Origin of the sequence: uncultured Microbacterium sp., from assembly GCF_963521645.1 — a bacterium.
GTDB lineage: Bacteria > Actinomycetota > Actinomycetes > Actinomycetales > Microbacteriaceae > Microbacterium.
The window spans coordinates 1-15,396 of sequence record NZ_CAUQVQ010000057.1; the positions used below are offsets into that span (position 1 = coordinate 1).

The following is a 15,396-nucleotide window of genomic DNA, read 5'->3' on the forward strand; positions in this document are numbered from 1 at the left end:
GCGATGATGCGGATGTTCGTGAGACTCATGCGCCCGCCTCCTCGGCGTTCGGGGCGGTGGGCGGAGGAGGAGGCGCGGTCCGCGAACTCGCCGACGAAGCGGCTACGGCGGCGCCCGCCTCGGCAGCCGCCTGCTGGTTGAGAGCGAGGAACGTGTGCTCGAGCGCGCTCTGTGCCGGCGCGAACTCCGCGATCCTGAGTCCCGCGTGCACGAGCGCGTCAAGTCCGAGCGCGGCTGCGCCCTCGGTCTCGAAGCCGACGAGCACTCCCCCGCGGTCGGCGCCGAGGGACTCCACGGGGATGCCGAGAGTCTGGGCCACCTGCCAGGAGTCCGCGCTCTGCCGCGCGGCGTCGGCCCCCACGAACCGGATCCTCCAGGCGCGGCCGGTCGACTGCGCGGGGCCGGCATCGACGACCGACCCCGCGACGAGGAACACCGCATCGTCGATGACCTCTTCGAGCTCCGAGAGGATGTGGCTCGAGATCAGCACCGTGCGTCCCTCGGCCGCGAATCGCCGCAGCAGCACGCGCAGTTGGATGCGCGCCTCCGGGTCGAGACCGGACGCGGGCTCATCGAGCAGAAGCACCTGCGGGTCGTGCACGAGTGCGCGTGCGAGTCCGAGCTTCTGCTTCTGACCGCGCGACAGCACCTTGGCCGGCGAGTCGGCGAGCGCCTCGAGATCGACGAGCGCGAGCAGCTGCGACGCACGCGCCGCCGCCTCCGCCGGCGCGATGCCGTAGAGCCGCGCCGTCGTGACGATGGTCTCGCGCGCGGTCAGCGAGGGCCACGCGCCGAGAGCGTCCGGCATCCACCCGAGCAGACGGCGTGCCGCGAGCGGGTCTTCCGAAGGGTCCACCCCGGCGATGCGGATGGATCCCCGGTCGGGCGCGAGGAGCGACGCGAGCATGAGCAGCAGCGTCGTCTTGCCCGCGCCGTTGGGACCGACGAGTCCGGTCACCCGCCCCGGCTCGGCCCGCAGGGTCGCGGATCGCACCGCCTGGACGCTTCCGAACGATCTGCTGACGCCATCGACGACGATTCCGCTCATGCGGTCAGTCTGGCATCGGCACCGCCTCCGGTCGGGGAGGCCGCAGCGATCCGCAGCGAACCGGCGGACGCCCAGCCACCGGTGCGAGACTCTTCCGGTGCGCACCATCCTGAACATCATCTGGCTGATCTTCGCCGGGCTCGGCCTCTTCCTCGGCTACATGCTCGCGGGAATCCTGCTGTGCATCCCGATCGTGACGATCCCCTGGGCGATCGCCTCGTTCCGCATCGCGCGCTATGCGATCTGGCCGTTCGGTCGCGAGATCGTGAGCAAGCCCACCTCGGGCGTCGGATCGTTCCTCGGCAACGTGCTCTGGGTGATCCTGGCCGGCTGGTGGCTCGCGATCGGCCACATCGTGTCGGGCCTGCTGCTGTGCGTGACCATCATCGGCATCCCGATGGGCATCGCCGACTTCAAGATGGTGCCGGTCTCGCTGATGCCCCTCGGCAAGGAGATCGTGTCGCGCCGCGGCGCATTCGATCGCACCCTCTGATCCGGCGCTCAGTCGCGGAAGAATCCCACGCCGAGGTCCGGATGGTCGACGAAGACGCCGTCGACTCCGGCTCGCGCGATGACCCCCCACTCGCCCTCGTAGTCGCCGTAGGCGCTCTTTCCTCCGGATCCTCGGAACTCCGGTGACAGGAATCTGTTCTCCGGGCGGCACGTCCACGTGAAGACCGTGAGCCCGCGTGCATGAGCGTCGGCGACGATCGTGTTGCCCCGCGCGAGCAGCATCCGCTTGTCGACGCTGATGCCGTCGACGACACCGACCCAGCCGTCGAGGCCCCTCGCACTGACGGCATCGGCATAGGTCTGCGCCCTGGAGCCGTGCGTGACGAACAGATCGTAGGGGCGGCCGGACGCCTCGATGAGGTAGACGTAGGACGCCGCGATGCCTCTGCTCTTGAGCTGCGCGAGCACAGTGGACTCGAACGACTCGACGATCAGAGGCAGCTCACCGGTCGCCCAGCCCCCAGCCCGCAGTTCTCGTTCGATCAGGGGCACCAGGTCGAGCCCGATGCTCGCGAAGTACGTGGCGTGCTTGATCTCGAGCACGATGCCGATCTCGCGCCCGTGCTCGATCGATCCCTCGCGCACGATGTCGAGCACATCGCTCAGCCGCAGGATCGCCTGCGACCCGTTGAAGCTCGCGCTCGACGCGCGGACATCGGGGAGGCGCTCGCGGCTGCGCAGCGTCGCGAGCTCTGCCCAGGTGAAGTCCTCGGTGAACCAGCCGGTCAACGCCTCGCCGTCGACCCGCTTGGTCGTCTTGCGCTCTGCGAACTCAGGATGATCGGCGATATCGGTCGTGCCCGAGATCTCGTTCTCGTGGCGGACGACGAGAACGCCGTCCTTGGTCGCGACGACGTCGGGTTCGACCGCATCGACCCCCATCGCCAGGGCGAGCTCGTACGACGATCGACTGTGTTCGGGGCGGTAACCGGGCGCACCGCGATGCCCGATCACGAGAGGCGATTTCCTGGGCACGCTCTCAGCGTAGGACACCCTGATGAACCCGCATTCCGGCTATCGTTGAGGGAAGAGACCTACAACCCACTTTGGAGTGAGGCCCACATGAGCAACTTCGCCTTCAACAACCCGGCGTTCCAGCAGCAGGATCCGCGGAATGTCGCGACCTACCCGGGTGCGCCGCAGGGCGCTCAGGGGGCACAGGCCGCGTCGTTCCAGCACGGGACGATGGACGCCGCCGCCAACGCGCAGCTGGAGGGCATGTACGCCGCACCGCCCGCCGGCGCCATCGAGACCGACCGCATGTCGGTCGAGGACACGGTGTGGAAGACCGCCGGCCTCTTCGCGATCCTCCTCGTCACCGCAGCCGTCGGCTGGGTGTGGACGCTGGGCGGCGTCGCCGCGCCGGAGCAGAACCCGTACGACCGCTTCCAGCCGAACATGCTCCCGTGGATCGCCGGTGCTCTCGGCGGCTTCGTGCTGGCCATGGTGATCTCCTTCACGTCGCGCAAGAAGGTGCGCCCCGCGCTGATCTTCGCCTACGCGGCTTTCGAGGGCCTCTTCATCGGTGGCATCTCGGCGTTCTTCGAGGTGCTGTACCCCGGCATCGTCCTGCAGGCGACCCTCGCCACGGTCTCGGTCGTCGGTGTGACGCTGGCACTCTTCGCGAGCGGAAAGATCCGCGCCTCGAAGAAGGCGACCAAGATCTTCATGGTCGCGATGATCGGCTACCTCGTCTTCTCGCTGCTGAACCTCGTGCTGATGTGGACCGGCGTGCTGCCGCAGGAGCAGGCCTTCGGCCTTCTCAGCGCCGAGATCATGGGCATTCCGCTGGGCCTCATCATCGGCGTCCTCGTCGTCATCATGGCCGCGTACTCGCTGGTGCTCGACTTCGACCAGATCCAGCAGGGCGTGCGCAACGGCGCTCCCCGCAAGTACGGCTGGCTCGGCGCCTTCGGCATCATGGTCACGGTCGTCTGGCTCTACGTCGAGATCCTGCGCATCATCGCGATCGTCCGCGGCAACAACTGACGCGCACGCGCTCGTCACGAGGCCCGTCTCCTTCCGGAGGCGGGCCTCTTGCACATGCGGAGGCCTCCCCGCAAGGGGTTGGCTGATAGTTTCCTGAGAGGGCACGATGGATTACACGAGCCCGGGCACCCCCGGGCTCACGAAACAAAGGAGCTGAACATGAGCTTTCTCGGATTCCTTCTTCTCGGCCTGATCGCAGGCGCGATCGCGAAGCTGATCCTTCCCGGCAAGCAGGGCGGCGGATGGTTCATCACCCTCCTGCTCGGCGTCGTGGGCGCACTCCTCGGAGGATGGCTCGGCAGCCTGATCCTGAACCGTCCCCTCACGGAGTTCTGGGACCTCGGCACCTGGCTCCTCGCCATCGGCGGCTCGATCATCGTGCTGCTGATCTACGGTCTGATCGTGGGCCGCGGCAGCAAGGCCCGCAGCTGACATCACCGCGCATCGCGCAGTGAACAGAACCGCCCTCGTCGGAAGCAGCGCTTCCGGTGAGGGCGGTTCTTCGTGTGCGCGCGGTCACCCTTCTGCGGCTTTGGCCTCGAGAACCGCCCGCTCGCGCGCGTTGCCGGCCAGCGCCGCCGCGACGGCGAACTCACTGCGCGCTTCCGCGTGGCGGCCGAGGCGCAGGAGCATCTCGGCGCGCGTCGCAGGCAGCAGGTGGTAGCCGCTCAGCGCACCGGATGCGGAGAGCCGATCGATGATCTGCAGCGCCGACGCAGGGCCGGTCGCCATCGCCACGGCTGCCGCTCGATTGAGCTCCACGACCGGCGACGGCGCGATGCGCCCCAGAGCCTCGTACAGCACCACGATCCGCTCCCAGTCGGTCTCGTCGACCGAGGCCGCGACCGCATGGCATTCCGCGATGGCCGCCTGCAGACCGTATGGACCGCGACCAGGCCCGAGCGCATCGGCGACGGCCAGGGCGGCACGACCGCGCGAGATGCGCCCTCGATCCCACCGGCGTCGGTCCTGATCCGCGAGCAGCACGGGCTCACCGCGGGCGTCGACCCTTGCGGGGAACCGCGCCGCCGTCAGCTCCATGAGCGCGAGGAGACTGTGCACATCGCGCTCGCGCGGAGCGAGAGCCGCGAGCACGCGCGTGAGGCGGATGGCTTCGACGCTCAGCTCGGGGCGCATCCAGTGGGAGCCGCTGCTCGCCGCGTGCCCCTCGTTGAAGATCAGGTACAGCACACCGAGCACCGATCCGAGTCTCGCCGCGTGCTCCTCTCGGGGAGGCATCTCGAACGGCACGTTCGCAGCCGCGAGCGTCTTCTTCGCCCGCACGATGCGCTGCTGCACGGTAGCGGTCGGCACGAGGAAGGCCCGCGCGATCTCCTCGCTCGACAGACCGCCCACGACGCGCAGCGTCAGCGCGACCTGCGCTTCTCGCGAGAGCACCGGATGGCACGAGATGAAGATCAGTCGCAGCACGTCGTCGTCGACCGCATCCGGATCCCAGGGCGGCGCCCCGGCCGCATCCGCCTGCTCTCGCTCGAGGTCGTGAGCGAGCTCGGCCATCCGGTCGTCCAGGCGCTCACGGCGCCGCCAGCCGTCGATCGCCTTGCGTTTGGCGACCGCCGTGAGCCAGGCGGCCCCGTTGCGCGGCACGCCCTCGTCCGGCCACTGCTGCAGCGCGTCCAGCAGCGCCTCCTGCGCGAGATCCTCGGCGAGGCCGAAATCGCCGACCACCCGGGTGAGGGTCGCGACGATCTTGGCCGACTCGATGCGCCACACGGCGGCGACGGCCTGCCGCGCCCCCTCGTCGGGTGCGGAGCGGGCCGTCTCGCGGTCGTCGGTCATCTCACTGCTGCGCGCGACGCGCCTCTTCCTCTTCGCGCCAGCCCTTCTCCTTCTCGATCCACTCGTTGTCCGCCGGGAAGTCCGACTCATCGGTCACTCGACGCACCTCGAGGAACGATCCTGCGCCGAGAGGCGCGCGGCTCGCCCACTCCGCCGCCTCTTCGCGACTGGACACCTCGATGATCCAGAAACCGTTGAACAGCTCCTTGGTCTCACCGTACGGGCCGTCGGTGATGAGGGGCTTCTCGGTGCTGAAGTCCACGACGAAGCCTTCGGAGGCGTCGCTGAGCCCTTCCCCTGCGGTCAGCACGCCGGCCTTGATCATGGACTCGTTGTACGCCCCCATCGCCGCGATGACCTCGTCGAAAGGCATCTCCTTGTACGCCTCGACCGCGTCGTCGTTCGAGCGCATGATCAGCATGTACTTCACGGTGTTCTCCTCGGTGGGTGGGGGCCGCCTGTCGGCCCTCTCATTCATGACGTCGAACGGGGATGACGCAGATCGACATCCTCGACGAACTTTCTCGAAGAAATTCTCGGTGCGATCAGCCGAGCTCCTCGACGGCAGCCCGGATCGCGTCGGCGGAAGCGTGCAGCAGAGCCCGCTCGCGGTCGTTCATCGGCGTCTCCGCGAGCGGCACGGCACCCGCCGCGCCCACGACCGAGGGCACCGACAGCGCCACGCCGTGCAGACCGTATTCGCCGTCGAGCACCGTCGCGACCGGGAGCACCGCGCGCTCATCGCGCAGCACCGCCTCGGCGATGCGCGCACAACTGACACCGATCGCCAGGTTGGTGGCGCCCTTCCCGCGGATCACGGCGTAGGCGGCATCCCGCACCTCGATCGCGATCCTGTCGAGCTCCTCCGCGGTGAACGGCTCGTCGGCGGGCCAGTCGAGGATCGGCACCGAGCCGATCGTGGCGTTGGACCAGAGCGGGAACTCGGTGTCGCCGTGCTCGCCCACGATGTCGGCGTGCACACTCGCGGTGCTCACGTTCGCCCGATGCGCCAGGCGCCAGCGCAGTCGCGAGGTGTCGAGCACCGTGCCGGAGCCGAAGACCCGGTGGGGCGGCAGCCCCGAGACGCGCTGCGCGACGACCGTCATCACGTCGGCGGGGTTCGTGACGATGATGAACACCGCGTCGGGCGCTCGCTCGACGAGCTGCGGCATGAGATTCTCGAGCAGCCGCGCGTTGATGCCCGAGAGCTCCATCCGGGTCTGTCCCGGCTGCTGCTTCGCGCCGGCGGTCACCACGATGACATCGCTGCCGTCGACGACCGAGAGGTCGGACCCGCCGCTCACCGCCGCCGAGGTGAACTGCGTGCCGTGGGCGAGGTCGAGCACCTCGGCATCCACCTTGTCGGTCGCGATGTCGTAGAGCGCGACCTCGGCGGCACTCCCCCGGATCAGCGTGGCGTACGCGACGCTCACCCCCACGCTGCCTGCACCGATCACCGTGATCTTCGTCCGTGCCTTCGTCATACGCTCATCTTGCCCGAAGACGGCGAACGGGCACAGACCGCCATGGTCCATGCCCGTTCATCTCATCGGCGCGGGAGCTCCTGCGTCACTCCCACTCGATGGTCCCCGGCGGCTTCGACGTCACGTCGAGCACGACGCGGTTGACGTCGCGGACGCCGTTGGTGATGCGGTTCGAGATCTTCGACAGCACGTCGTAGGGCAGACGAGTCCAGTCGGCCGTCATGGCGTCCTCGCTCGACACCGGGCGCAGCACGATCGGGTGCCCGTAGGTGCGGCCGTCGCCCTGCACACCCACCGAGCGGACGTCGGCGAGCAGCACGACGGGGCACTGCCAGATGTCCTGGTCGAGCCCGGCCTTGGTGAGCTCTTCGCGGGCGATCGCATCGGCCTCGCGGAGGATCTCGAGGCGGTCCTGCGTGACCTCGCCGATGATGCGGATGCCGAGACCGGGGCCCGGGAACGGCTGGCGGCCCACGATCGCCTCGGGGATGCCGAGCTCGCGGCCGATCGCCCGCACCTCGTCCTTGAACAGGGCGCGCAGCGGCTCGATGAGCTCGAAGTCGAGGTCGTCGGGGAGTCCGCCGACGTTGTGGTGGGACTTGATGTTCGCGGTGCCTGCGCCGCCGCCCGACTCGACGACGTCGGGGTACAGCGTGCCCTGCACGAGGAACTTCACCGGGGCGCCACCCGAGGCCTTCGCCTCGGCGACCAGATCGAGCTGCACCTTCTCGAACGCGCGGATGAACTCGCGGCCGATGATCTTGCGCTTCTCCTCGGGGTCGGTGACCCCCTTGAGGTGGCCGAGGAAGACGTCTGCCGCGTCGACCGTGATCAGACGCACTCCGGTGGACTCGACGTAGTCCTTCTCGACCTGCTCGCGCTCGCCCTTGCGCAGGAGGCCGTGGTCGACGAACACCGCGGTGAGCTGGTCTCCGATGGCCTTGTGCACGAGGGCGGTCGAGACGGCGGAGTCGACCCCGCCCGAGAGCGCGGAGATGACGCGCGCGTCACCCACCTGCTCGCGGATGCGCTCGACCTGCTCGGCGATCACGTTGTCGCTGTTCCAGTCCGACGCGAGCCCGGCGCCCTTGTGCAGGAAGTTCTCGAGCACGCGCTGGCCGTGGTCGGAGTGCTTGACCTCGGGGTGCCACTGCACGCCGTAGAAGCCGCGCTCCTCGTTCGCGAAGGCCGCGACCTTGGTGGCATCGGTCGTCGCGAGCACGTCGAAGCCCTCGGGGGCCTTGGCGACCTGGTCGCCGTGGCTCATCCACACGTTCTGCTCCGTCGGCTGCCCACCGAGCAACGTGCCGCCGTCGCCCGAGATGACGGCGTCCGTCGCGCCGTACTCGCGGAGGCCGGTGTTCGCGACCTCGCCGCCGAGCGTCTGCGCCATGTACTGGAAGCCGTAGCAGATGCCGAGCGTCGGCACGCCGAGATCGAACACGGCGGGGTCGAGGCGAGGTGCGCCCTCCTCGTACACCGACGACGGACCACCCGAGAGGATGATCGCGACCGGGTTCTTCTCTGCGATCTCGGCGGCCGTGGCGGTGTGCGGCACGATCTCGCTGTAGACGCCGGCCTCACGCACTCGGCGGGCGATCAGCTGCGCATACTGTGCGCCGAAATCGACGACGAGTGCAGGGCGCTGCTGGGTCTCGGACTGTTCGGTCACCGGACACCTTCCGTGGCAGGGGCGGAGGCCTCGGCGGCCTCACGGGTGGAGAGATAGGTCTTGACCTCGCGTGCGACGATCGCCTCCATGAAGAAGGAGAGCAGCGGGACGACGCCACCCAGCGCGAGCAGGATGAAGCGAGGGAACGGCCAACGCATGAGGCTCCACACGCGGAAGCACGCGAAGAGGTACACGACGTAGAACCAGCCGTGTGCGACGAGGATGAACAGCGACAGATTGACGCCGTCGCCCAGAGAGGTCATCTCGCACGAGTTCGTCCAGGGCGCGAACAACGACCACCACTGGCAGTCAGGACCCGCGAGGACTCCGGCGAACCAGAGGAATCCGCCCGAGCCTCCCGCGAAGAGTTCGAGGTGGATCGGCGTGTACTTCAGCACCATCTCGGCCAACAGCAGGAGCAGCATGACTCCGGTGATGATCGACGCGATCTGGTAGAACTTCAGCGCACCGCGGATCGCCGGAAAGCTGGCGACTTTCGGTTCGGGCATGACACCAGTCTAGCCGGGGAGAATCCGCGCCGATTCCGGCTCAGGGCCGCGGTGGACGCGCCACGAGGAGCTCGCCGTGACCCTGCACCTCCAGCGTTCCCGCCGCATGCGGCACCAGCAGAGTGGACCCCGCGGATCGAGGCGTGCCCTCGACCTCGACCTGCCCCTCGATCACCACGACGACCGAGAACCCCTCCTCGATGACGGTGGCCCCGTCGACCGGCAGGCGATCAAGTCGGAAGTACCCGTCGGCGGCGGCCGGCAGCACGGATCCGGATGCGGGAGCCGTGCTCACGAGCGTCGAGATCTCGGCGTCCGATCGCCCCCGTCGGTTCACCGCGGCGAGCGCGAGATCGAAACCCAGCCCGAGATGGCCGAGCGCGGCACCGTCGATCGCGAAGTCGTGCCATTCGAGCAGGATCGACAGGTCTTCGGGCTGCTGCAGTTCGAGGAGCAGGATACCCGCGCCGATCGCGTGCAGCTCGCCCGGCGGCACCCAGACGACGTCGCCCGCGGCCACCTCGATCTCGTGCAGCAGACCGAGCAGCGCGGTGACGTCCTGCCGCGTCACGAGATCGGCGAGCACCGAGGCGTCCACGTCTCCCCTCAGGCCGACATGCACCGTGCCGCCCTGGAGGATGTACCAGGCTTCGGCCTTGCCGTGCGCCCGTCCGAGGTGCGTCGCGGCGAAGTCGTTGTGAGGGTGCGCGTGCACGGGCAGCCGCTGTCCGGCATCCAGCAGCTTCACGAGCAGTCTCGTGTCCGCGCCCCAGCGGGCGACGTGCGCGTCACCCAGCCAGGCGATCGGATCGTGCTCGACCGCGTCGCGCAGCACACGCCCGTCGGGGAGCGTGGTGAGCCCGAGCTCGGGCTCGCCGTTGACCGTGGTCGTCGAACCTATCCAGTCCTCCGGTTCGCGGGGTGCCGAGACCTCTTCGCCGCGGAAGGCGCTGATGCGTGCGCCGCCTCGGTAGAAGCGCTCGGCCGGACGGTTCGACGGCAGCAGGATGGGGTTCACACGCTCTCCTTCGATCGCACGACACCGGCGAGGAATCCGCCGACGAACGTGTCTCCGAGGCCGACCGTGGTCGGCGTGGCGACGTCGACCGAGAAGGCGGCGATGCCGACTGCGCCGGGCAGGGCCTCTTCGACGGCGGCGACGAGGGCTTCGCCTCCCCCGTGCCGGGGCATCGTCCGAGTGTCGTCGACGTCGGCGGCGGTCAGTCCGTCTCCCACGCGATAGCGGGTGGCGGCGACGCTCACGGCGCTCTCGAGCCCGCCACGGTACCGATGCGCGTCCGGCCCCATCGCGATCGCCCAGTAGCGCGTGTGCACGACCAGGGCCGGTGCGGGCATGACCGCGTGCACCTCGCGAAGGGCTCGGACGACGTCACCCGCGTCGAGGAGGTTCACCCTGCGGCCGAGATACTCCTGCAGCTCGTCTTCGTTCATGCTGTACACATCGATCCGGGACAGCAGGTGCGTTCTCACCGTGTCGGCGAACTCGCGTCGGTAGAACCCGGCATCCTCGTAGTAGACGAGAGCGTCGTCCGTGAGGCTCTCCATCGCCCGCCGCACCTCGGCGAGTCGGAGCTCGAGCAGGTCGTGGTCCTGCATCGTGTTGAACCCCGAGACGAGGAACACCGCGGCGCTCTCGAGTGCGGCCGGGAGGTCGGCGGCCAGCAGCATCCCCCGATTCGGAGGATCGTTCGCGAAGATGAGCCGATTCGCGGCCGGAGACAGCACGTCACCGTCCGTGAGCCGCACGTGCGCGCCGACCGGGTACTGCACGATGAGATGCGGATCGAGGGTGTCTTCCGTCGCCGAGCAGATGTACGACATCGACTCCGGCAGCAGCCGGCGCACGTTGTCGTCGATGCTGACGAGGTGCTGCACGCTCGGGATGCCGAGCGCATCGAGCACGAGGCCCGCCCGCACCCCGGTGCCCCCGAGCGTGATCGAGTACGCGAAGTGCGAGACGAAGTCCTCGATGACGTCGGACGACGCGACGAACCGCTCCGCCCCGGTTCCCGAGGCGACGAATGCCAGCACCGCCACGAGCAGCGAGCGTTCGTCGGTGATCGGCGCCGTGGTCGTCAGCTCGTGCCGCCGCACGCCGTGCGCGCGCGCAAGCCTGTCGAACACCGACGAATCCCACATGAGCTCATAGTCGACGGTGCCGCCGAGTCCGAGTACGAGCGTTCTGTCCACGTCGCCGATCATCCTCCGATTGTCCGCAGATCAGTACAGCGACGCCTTGCCGTCTGCGCCGAACAGGTCGATCTTCTCCGCAGCCGTGACCTTCATGGCCTCGAGCGCCGCCGGCTGGATCGCGTTCGGCTCGCGCAGACGGCGGTCGGTGCCGAGCACCTCGCGCATGCGGTCGTGGTAAGAGACCTTGATGTCGCTGGAGATGTTGATCTTGTTGACCCCGAGCTCGACCGCGCGGCGCAGCTCTGCATCCGGATTCGACGACCCGCCGTGCAGCACCAGCGGGATGCCGACGGCCGCCTTGATCTCCTCGAGCAGGTCGTGGCGCAGCTCGGGGTTCTTGTCGCTCGGGTACAGGCCGTGCGAGGTGCCGATCGCGATCGCGAGGCTGTCGACGCCGGTCTCCTCCACGAAGCGCACCGCGTCGGCGGGGTTCGTGTAGATGATCTCGGCCGCGCCGGACTCGCCGTAGCTGTCGTTCGCGCCGATCGTGCCGAGCTCGCCCTCGACCTGGATCCCCACCGCGTGAGCCGCGTCGACGACCTTGCGGGTCAGCGCGACGTTCTCGTCGAAGGGCAGGAGCGACGCGTCGATCATGACCGAGGTGAATCCGGCCTTGATCGCCGTGATGATCTGCTCGTAGGTGCCGCCGTGATCCCAGTGGATCGCGACGGGCACGCTCGAACGGTGCGCACGCGAGTGCATCGCGGCGATGAGGTCGGTCGTGATGTGCGACACCTCGTCGGGGTGGATCGCGATGATGACCGGGGCGGCCTTCTCCTCGCTGATGTCCATGATGCCGTTGAACATCGCCCAATCGCTGATGTTGAACGCCGGGATGGCGAAGTTGTTCTCATTCGCGATGTCGAGGATGGATTTGCCGGTGTAGAGCACGTGATTCTCCTGTTTCGTGGTGGTCGTTGATCCGTCGGGACGGGGTCAGCTCTTCACGGACCCCGCCGTGAGACCGCTGATGAAGTACCGCTGGAAGAAGAGGAAGAGGATGAGCACGGGGATGGACCCGAGCACGCTCATCGCCATGATCTGGTTCCACTCGTACGAGTGCTGGCCCATGAGCAGCTGGATGCCGATGGGCACCGTGCGCATGTCGATCGTGCGGGTGAGAGTCAGCGCGAACAGGTACTCGTTCCACGCGATCATGAAGGTGTAGATGCCGACCGACACGATGCCGGGAATCGAGATCGGCACCAGGATGCGCCACAGCGCGGTCATGGACCCCGCGCCGTCGACGCGGACGGCCTCGTCGAGCTCCTTCGGCAGGGTGTTGAAGTAGCCGGTCATCATGATGATCGCGTACGGCAGCGTGAACACCATGTACGTGAGGATCAGCCCGAGATACGAGTTGTAGAGGCCGAGGGCGACCATCAGTCCGAAGTACGGGATCAGCAGAGTGATGGGCGGCACGGCCTGCACGCTGACGATCACGACGTTGAGGATGCGCTTGCCGCGGAAGTCGAAGCGGCTGAAGGCGTAGGCCGCCTGGATCGCGACGAGGAGCGTCAGGAGCGTGACCGAGCCGGCCACCACGTAGCTGTTGAAGAAGAACCGCATCGTCTCGGGGTTGGTGAAGATCGCGATGTACGCGTCGAACGAGAACGTGTCGGTGAGCAGCCGCGGCGGCAGCTCGAAGATCTGCGTGTTCGACTTGAACGAGCTCGAGAGCATCCAGAGCACCGGGCCTGCGGCGAACACGGCACCGAGGATGAGGCCGATCATCACGCCTGTCTTGGCGACGCGGCGCTGGTTCTGCGCGGTGAGAGCCATGATCAGTCCCTCGCTTTCTGGTGACGGACGTAGAAGACGGCGAGCACCATCGACATGAGCAGGACCAGCACCGCGGAGGTCGCCGCGAGCGAGAAGTCGTACTTGGCGAAGGCGAGCTTGTAGGTGAAGGTGCTGAGCACCTCGGTCACGTCGATCGGTCCGCCGCCGGTGGTCATCCAGATGAGGGCGAACTGCTGCGAGGTCCAGATCAGGTCGAGCAGCACCAGGCTGATGATGATCGGACGCAGCTGCGGGATGGTCACGTTCCAGAACCGCTGCACGCTGTTCGCGCCGTCGACGGTCGCGGCCTCGTGGAGTTCGGCGGGGACCCCCTGGAGGCCTGCGAGCAGGCTCACCATGAAGAACGGATAGCCGGCCCAGATGTTGATGAAGATGATGGTCCCCAGCGCGAGCTGCGGAGAGGCGAGCCACTCGATGTCGGTGTTGAGCAGGAAGTTCACGACGCCGTTCGGAGCGAGCAGCATGCGCCACAGGACGGCGATCACCGCGACCGTGAAGAGCCACGGCAGCACGTAGAGAGCCCGGAAGAGAGAGCGCGAGAATCGGCCGAGCAGCGGGCTGTTGAGCATCATCGCGAACGCCAGGCCCAGCACGAGGTGAGCGGCGACGCTCACCACCGTGAAGAGGACGGTGTTGCCCGTCGCCTTCCAGAAGCCGGCGTCCGAGAGGATCTCGACGTAGTTCCTGAGTCCGACGAACTCCGGTGACTTGTTCAGGATCACGTTGTCCTGGAACGAGTACCCGATCACCATCACGATCGGGATGATCATCAGCACGAACAGCAGGATGATCGTCGGCGAGAGGAATCCGTACGACTCCGTGGTCTTGCGCAGCTGACGGCGTCGCCGCGACAGCGCGACCCCTGTGACGATCACCTCGGTGTCGTCGGACATCTTCAGGCTCATGGGAACCGGTGCTCCTTGGTTGGTCGGGTGCCGCACCGCTCTGCTCGCGATGCGGCACCCCGTTCAGGTCGGAGACGGAGGATCAGAACTCGCCGACCCACTCCTCCTGTGCCTTCTGGAGCGCGTCGTCGATGGACTGCTGCCCGTCGAAGGCCGACTGCAGCTGCTCTCCGAGCTGGCGCATCAGCTCTTCCGCGACAGGGAGTCCGGTGAACTCGTTCGCGGGGTAGCCGGCCTGGTAGATCTCGAACGCCTGCGCGAACAGCTCATCGTCTTCCACGAATCCGGGAACCGACGTCGAGTTGCCCGGGAAGGCGTTGGCCATCGTCGAGAGCTCGGAGTTGGTCTGCTCGCTCATCAGGAACTCGACCAGCTTGAACGCCGCCTCCTTGTGCTCCGAGTTCTCGGCCACGCCGATGCCCCAGGATGCGTAGGGAATTCCCCGCTCGCCGTCGTAGCCGTCCTCAGCCGGAAGCGCCGAGATCGAGAACTGCAGGTCGGGGTTCGTCTCACGGATCAGGTTGATGTGCGCGAGCGAGTCGATCATCATGCCGACGCGCCCGTTCGTGAACTCCTCGACCTTGTCCTGCTCCTTCATCGTGAAGGAACCCGAGGCGATCGAGCCGTCGTCCCACATGCCGCCGATGAACTCGACCGCCGAGGTCACGTCGTCGTTCGTCAGATCCGGCTGGCCGTCCTTCAGCATCGAGCCGCCCGACGCCCACACCCACGACATGACGTCGTTCTGCACGCCGTTCGGTGCTTCCAGGGAGAGCGGGAGGACCCATCCCGAGACATCTCCGCCGAGCGCCGACACCTTCGAGGCCGCATCCGCGAACTCCGTGCGGGTCGTGGGCGGAGCGGTGACTCCCGCCTCGGCCAGCAGCGTGTCGTTCGTGAACATCGGGTAGACGAAGTTCACGACCGGGATCATGTACGTGGCGCCGTCGACCTGGATCTGGCTGGCCAGCTCGCTGTCGTCGTAGTCGTACTCCTCCATCAGCGCGCTGAGGTCTGCGATGACTCCCTGCGACGCGAAGTCGTTGACCCAGGCGCCGTCGAGGCCGACGACATCCGGCATCGTCCCGGAGGCGGCGCCCGCGAACAGCTGCTCCTTGGTCGATGCGTACGGTCCGCTCACGAGCTCGACCGTGATGCCCGGATTCGCGTCTTCGAACTCGTCGATGAGCGCCCGGAACTCACCGTCGGGGAGCTCGGGCTCCCACCACTGAGCGAACTCGATGGTGACGTCTCCGCCATCGGATCCATCGGTTGCGCTGTCGCCTGCCGCACACCCTGCCACGGCCAGGACCGTCACGGCTGCTGTCGCTGCGCCGGCGAGCTTCAGAATGCGTCGCCCTCGCCCCACTGTGATCATCACTTCTCCTCTTCGAGATCGTGCCGCACAGTTTTCAATGCTCGTTCGTGCGGTTTTGAGCCATGTTATGCCGACATTTGC

General features: G+C 67.6%; 16 protein-coding genes. 3 read left to right on the top strand and 13 right to left on the bottom strand.

The genetic code is table 11. The annotated features are described in order from the left end of the window. Positions 1 to 25 precede the first annotated feature (25 nt). Positions 26 to 1,048 (bottom strand): ABC transporter ATP-binding protein, encoded by a 1,023-nt coding sequence (locus RWO82_RS11590; protein ID WP_314427099.1) that lies wholly within the window; start codon positions 1,046 to 1,048, stop codon positions 26 to 28. Positions 1,049 to 1,145: 97 nt separating this feature from the next. Between RWO82_RS11590 and RWO82_RS11595 the strand changes: the two genes are divergently transcribed. Beyond that, entirely contained in the window at positions 1,146 to 1,541 is a 396-nt protein-coding gene (locus RWO82_RS11595) for a YccF domain-containing protein (RefSeq protein ID WP_241794654.1), read from the top strand. Between the two features lie 8 nt (positions 1,542 to 1,549). Here the strand turns inward: RWO82_RS11595 and RWO82_RS11600 are convergent, their stop codons facing one another. Further along, the gene (locus RWO82_RS11600; protein ID WP_314427103.1) at positions 1,550 to 2,536 is read right to left on the bottom strand and encodes a glycerophosphodiester phosphodiesterase family protein; all 987 of its coding nucleotides are present in this window, start codon (positions 2,534 to 2,536) and stop codon (positions 1,550 to 1,552) included. A gap of 87 nt (positions 2,537 to 2,623) precedes the next feature. Here RWO82_RS11600 and RWO82_RS11605 point away from each other — a divergent pair, with 87 nt between their 5' ends. Continuing rightward, on the top strand, positions 2,624 to 3,550 hold the full coding sequence (locus RWO82_RS11605) for a Bax inhibitor-1/YccA family protein (RefSeq protein ID WP_314427106.1): 927 nt from the start codon (positions 2,624 to 2,626) through the stop codon (positions 3,548 to 3,550). Between the two features lie 159 nt (positions 3,551 to 3,709). Next, positions 3,710 to 3,982 (top strand): GlsB/YeaQ/YmgE family stress response membrane protein, encoded by a 273-nt coding sequence (locus RWO82_RS11610; RefSeq protein WP_045279323.1) that lies wholly within the window; start codon positions 3,710 to 3,712, stop codon positions 3,980 to 3,982. An 84-nt stretch (positions 3,983 to 4,066) separates the two neighbouring features. Here RWO82_RS11610 and RWO82_RS11615 read toward each other — a convergent pair whose 3' ends face one another. The 11 genes from RWO82_RS11615 to RWO82_RS11665 all read right to left on the bottom strand — a co-directional run bounded on the left by RWO82_RS11615 (position 4,067) and on the right by RWO82_RS11665 (position 15,315). Continuing rightward, complete coding sequence (locus tag RWO82_RS11615; protein WP_314427110.1) at positions 4,067 to 5,350, bottom strand: RNA polymerase sigma factor; 1,284 nt, start codon at positions 5,348 to 5,350, stop codon at positions 4,067 to 4,069. Between the two features lies 1 nt (position 5,351). Then, positions 5,352 to 5,780 (bottom strand): YciI family protein, encoded by a 429-nt coding sequence (locus tag RWO82_RS11620; RefSeq protein WP_314427112.1) that lies wholly within the window; start codon positions 5,778 to 5,780, stop codon positions 5,352 to 5,354. Positions 5,781 to 5,895: 115 nt separating this feature from the next. After that, positions 5,896 to 6,834 (bottom strand): L-lactate dehydrogenase, encoded by a 939-nt coding sequence (locus RWO82_RS11625; RefSeq protein WP_314427115.1) that lies wholly within the window; start codon positions 6,832 to 6,834, stop codon positions 5,896 to 5,898. Between the two features lie 85 nt (positions 6,835 to 6,919). After that, entirely contained in the window at positions 6,920 to 8,506 is a 1,587-nt protein-coding gene (gene guaA / locus RWO82_RS11630; protein WP_314427117.1) for a glutamine-hydrolyzing GMP synthase, read from the bottom strand. Then, the gene (locus RWO82_RS11635) at positions 8,503 to 9,015 is read right to left on the bottom strand and encodes a DUF3817 domain-containing protein (RefSeq protein WP_314427119.1); all 513 of its coding nucleotides are present in this window, start codon (positions 9,013 to 9,015) and stop codon (positions 8,503 to 8,505) included. The genes guaA and RWO82_RS11635 overlap by 4 nt, the downstream gene beginning before the upstream one ends. A 40-nt stretch (positions 9,016 to 9,055) precedes the next feature. Then, entirely contained in the window at positions 9,056 to 10,033 is a 978-nt protein-coding gene (locus RWO82_RS11640) for a carbohydrate kinase (RefSeq protein ID WP_314427122.1), read from the bottom strand. After that, positions 10,030 to 11,238 (bottom strand): ADP-dependent glucokinase/phosphofructokinase, encoded by a 1,209-nt coding sequence (locus RWO82_RS11645; protein WP_314427124.1) that lies wholly within the window; start codon positions 11,236 to 11,238, stop codon positions 10,030 to 10,032. The genes RWO82_RS11640 and RWO82_RS11645 overlap by 4 nt, the downstream gene beginning before the upstream one ends. 18 nt (positions 11,239 to 11,256) lie before the next feature. Continuing rightward, the gene (locus tag RWO82_RS11650; protein ID WP_314427125.1) at positions 11,257 to 12,120 is read right to left on the bottom strand and encodes a ketose-bisphosphate aldolase; all 864 of its coding nucleotides are present in this window, start codon (positions 12,118 to 12,120) and stop codon (positions 11,257 to 11,259) included. 45 nt (positions 12,121 to 12,165) lie between these two features. Next, on the bottom strand, positions 12,166 to 13,011 hold the full coding sequence (locus RWO82_RS11655; RefSeq protein ID WP_314427127.1) for a carbohydrate ABC transporter permease: 846 nt from the start codon (positions 13,009 to 13,011) through the stop codon (positions 12,166 to 12,168). Between the two features lie 2 nt (positions 13,012 to 13,013). Next, positions 13,014 to 13,937, bottom strand: coding sequence for a sugar ABC transporter permease (locus RWO82_RS11660; protein WP_314427130.1), 924 nt, complete (start codon positions 13,935 to 13,937; stop codon positions 13,014 to 13,016). An 82-nt stretch (positions 13,938 to 14,019) separates the two neighbouring features. After that, positions 14,020 to 15,315 carry a sugar ABC transporter substrate-binding protein gene (locus tag RWO82_RS11665; protein WP_314427133.1) on the bottom strand — a complete coding sequence of 432 codons (1,296 nt, stop codon included), beginning with the start codon at positions 15,313 to 15,315 and terminating at the stop codon, positions 14,020 to 14,022. Positions 15,316 to 15,396: the final 81 nt, after the last annotated feature.

Bases quoted from the DNA above. Each gene is read 5' to 3' on its own strand.
- RWO82_RS11665 (WP_314427133.1), bottom strand. From the start codon at position 15,315: ATGATCACAGTGGGGCGAGGGCGACGCATTCTGAAGCTCGCCGGCGCA.
- RWO82_RS11645 (WP_314427124.1), bottom strand. From the start codon at position 11,238: ATGATCGGCGACGTGGACAGAACGCTCGTACTCGGACTCGGCGGCACC.
- RWO82_RS11655 (WP_314427127.1), bottom strand. From the start codon at position 13,011: ATGGCTCTCACCGCGCAGAACCAGCGCCGCGTCGCCAAGACAGGCGTG.
- RWO82_RS11625 (WP_314427115.1), bottom strand. From the start codon at position 6,834: ATGACGAAGGCACGGACGAAGATCACGGTGATCGGTGCAGGCAGCGTG.
- RWO82_RS11635 (WP_314427119.1), bottom strand. From the start codon at position 9,015: ATGCCCGAACCGAAAGTCGCCAGCTTTCCGGCGATCCGCGGTGCGCTG.
- RWO82_RS11615 (WP_314427110.1), bottom strand. From the start codon at position 5,350: ATGACCGACGACCGCGAGACGGCCCGCTCCGCACCCGACGAGGGGGCG.
- RWO82_RS11590 (WP_314427099.1), bottom strand. From the start codon at position 1,048: ATGAGCGGAATCGTCGTCGATGGCGTCAGCAGATCGTTCGGAAGCGTC.
- RWO82_RS11610 (WP_045279323.1), top strand. From the start codon at position 3,710: ATGAGCTTTCTCGGATTCCTTCTTCTCGGCCTGATCGCAGGCGCGATC.
- RWO82_RS11605 (WP_314427106.1), top strand. From the start codon at position 2,624: ATGAGCAACTTCGCCTTCAACAACCCGGCGTTCCAGCAGCAGGATCCG.
- RWO82_RS11660 (WP_314427130.1), bottom strand. From the start codon at position 13,937: ATGAGCCTGAAGATGTCCGACGACACCGAGGTGATCGTCACAGGGGTC.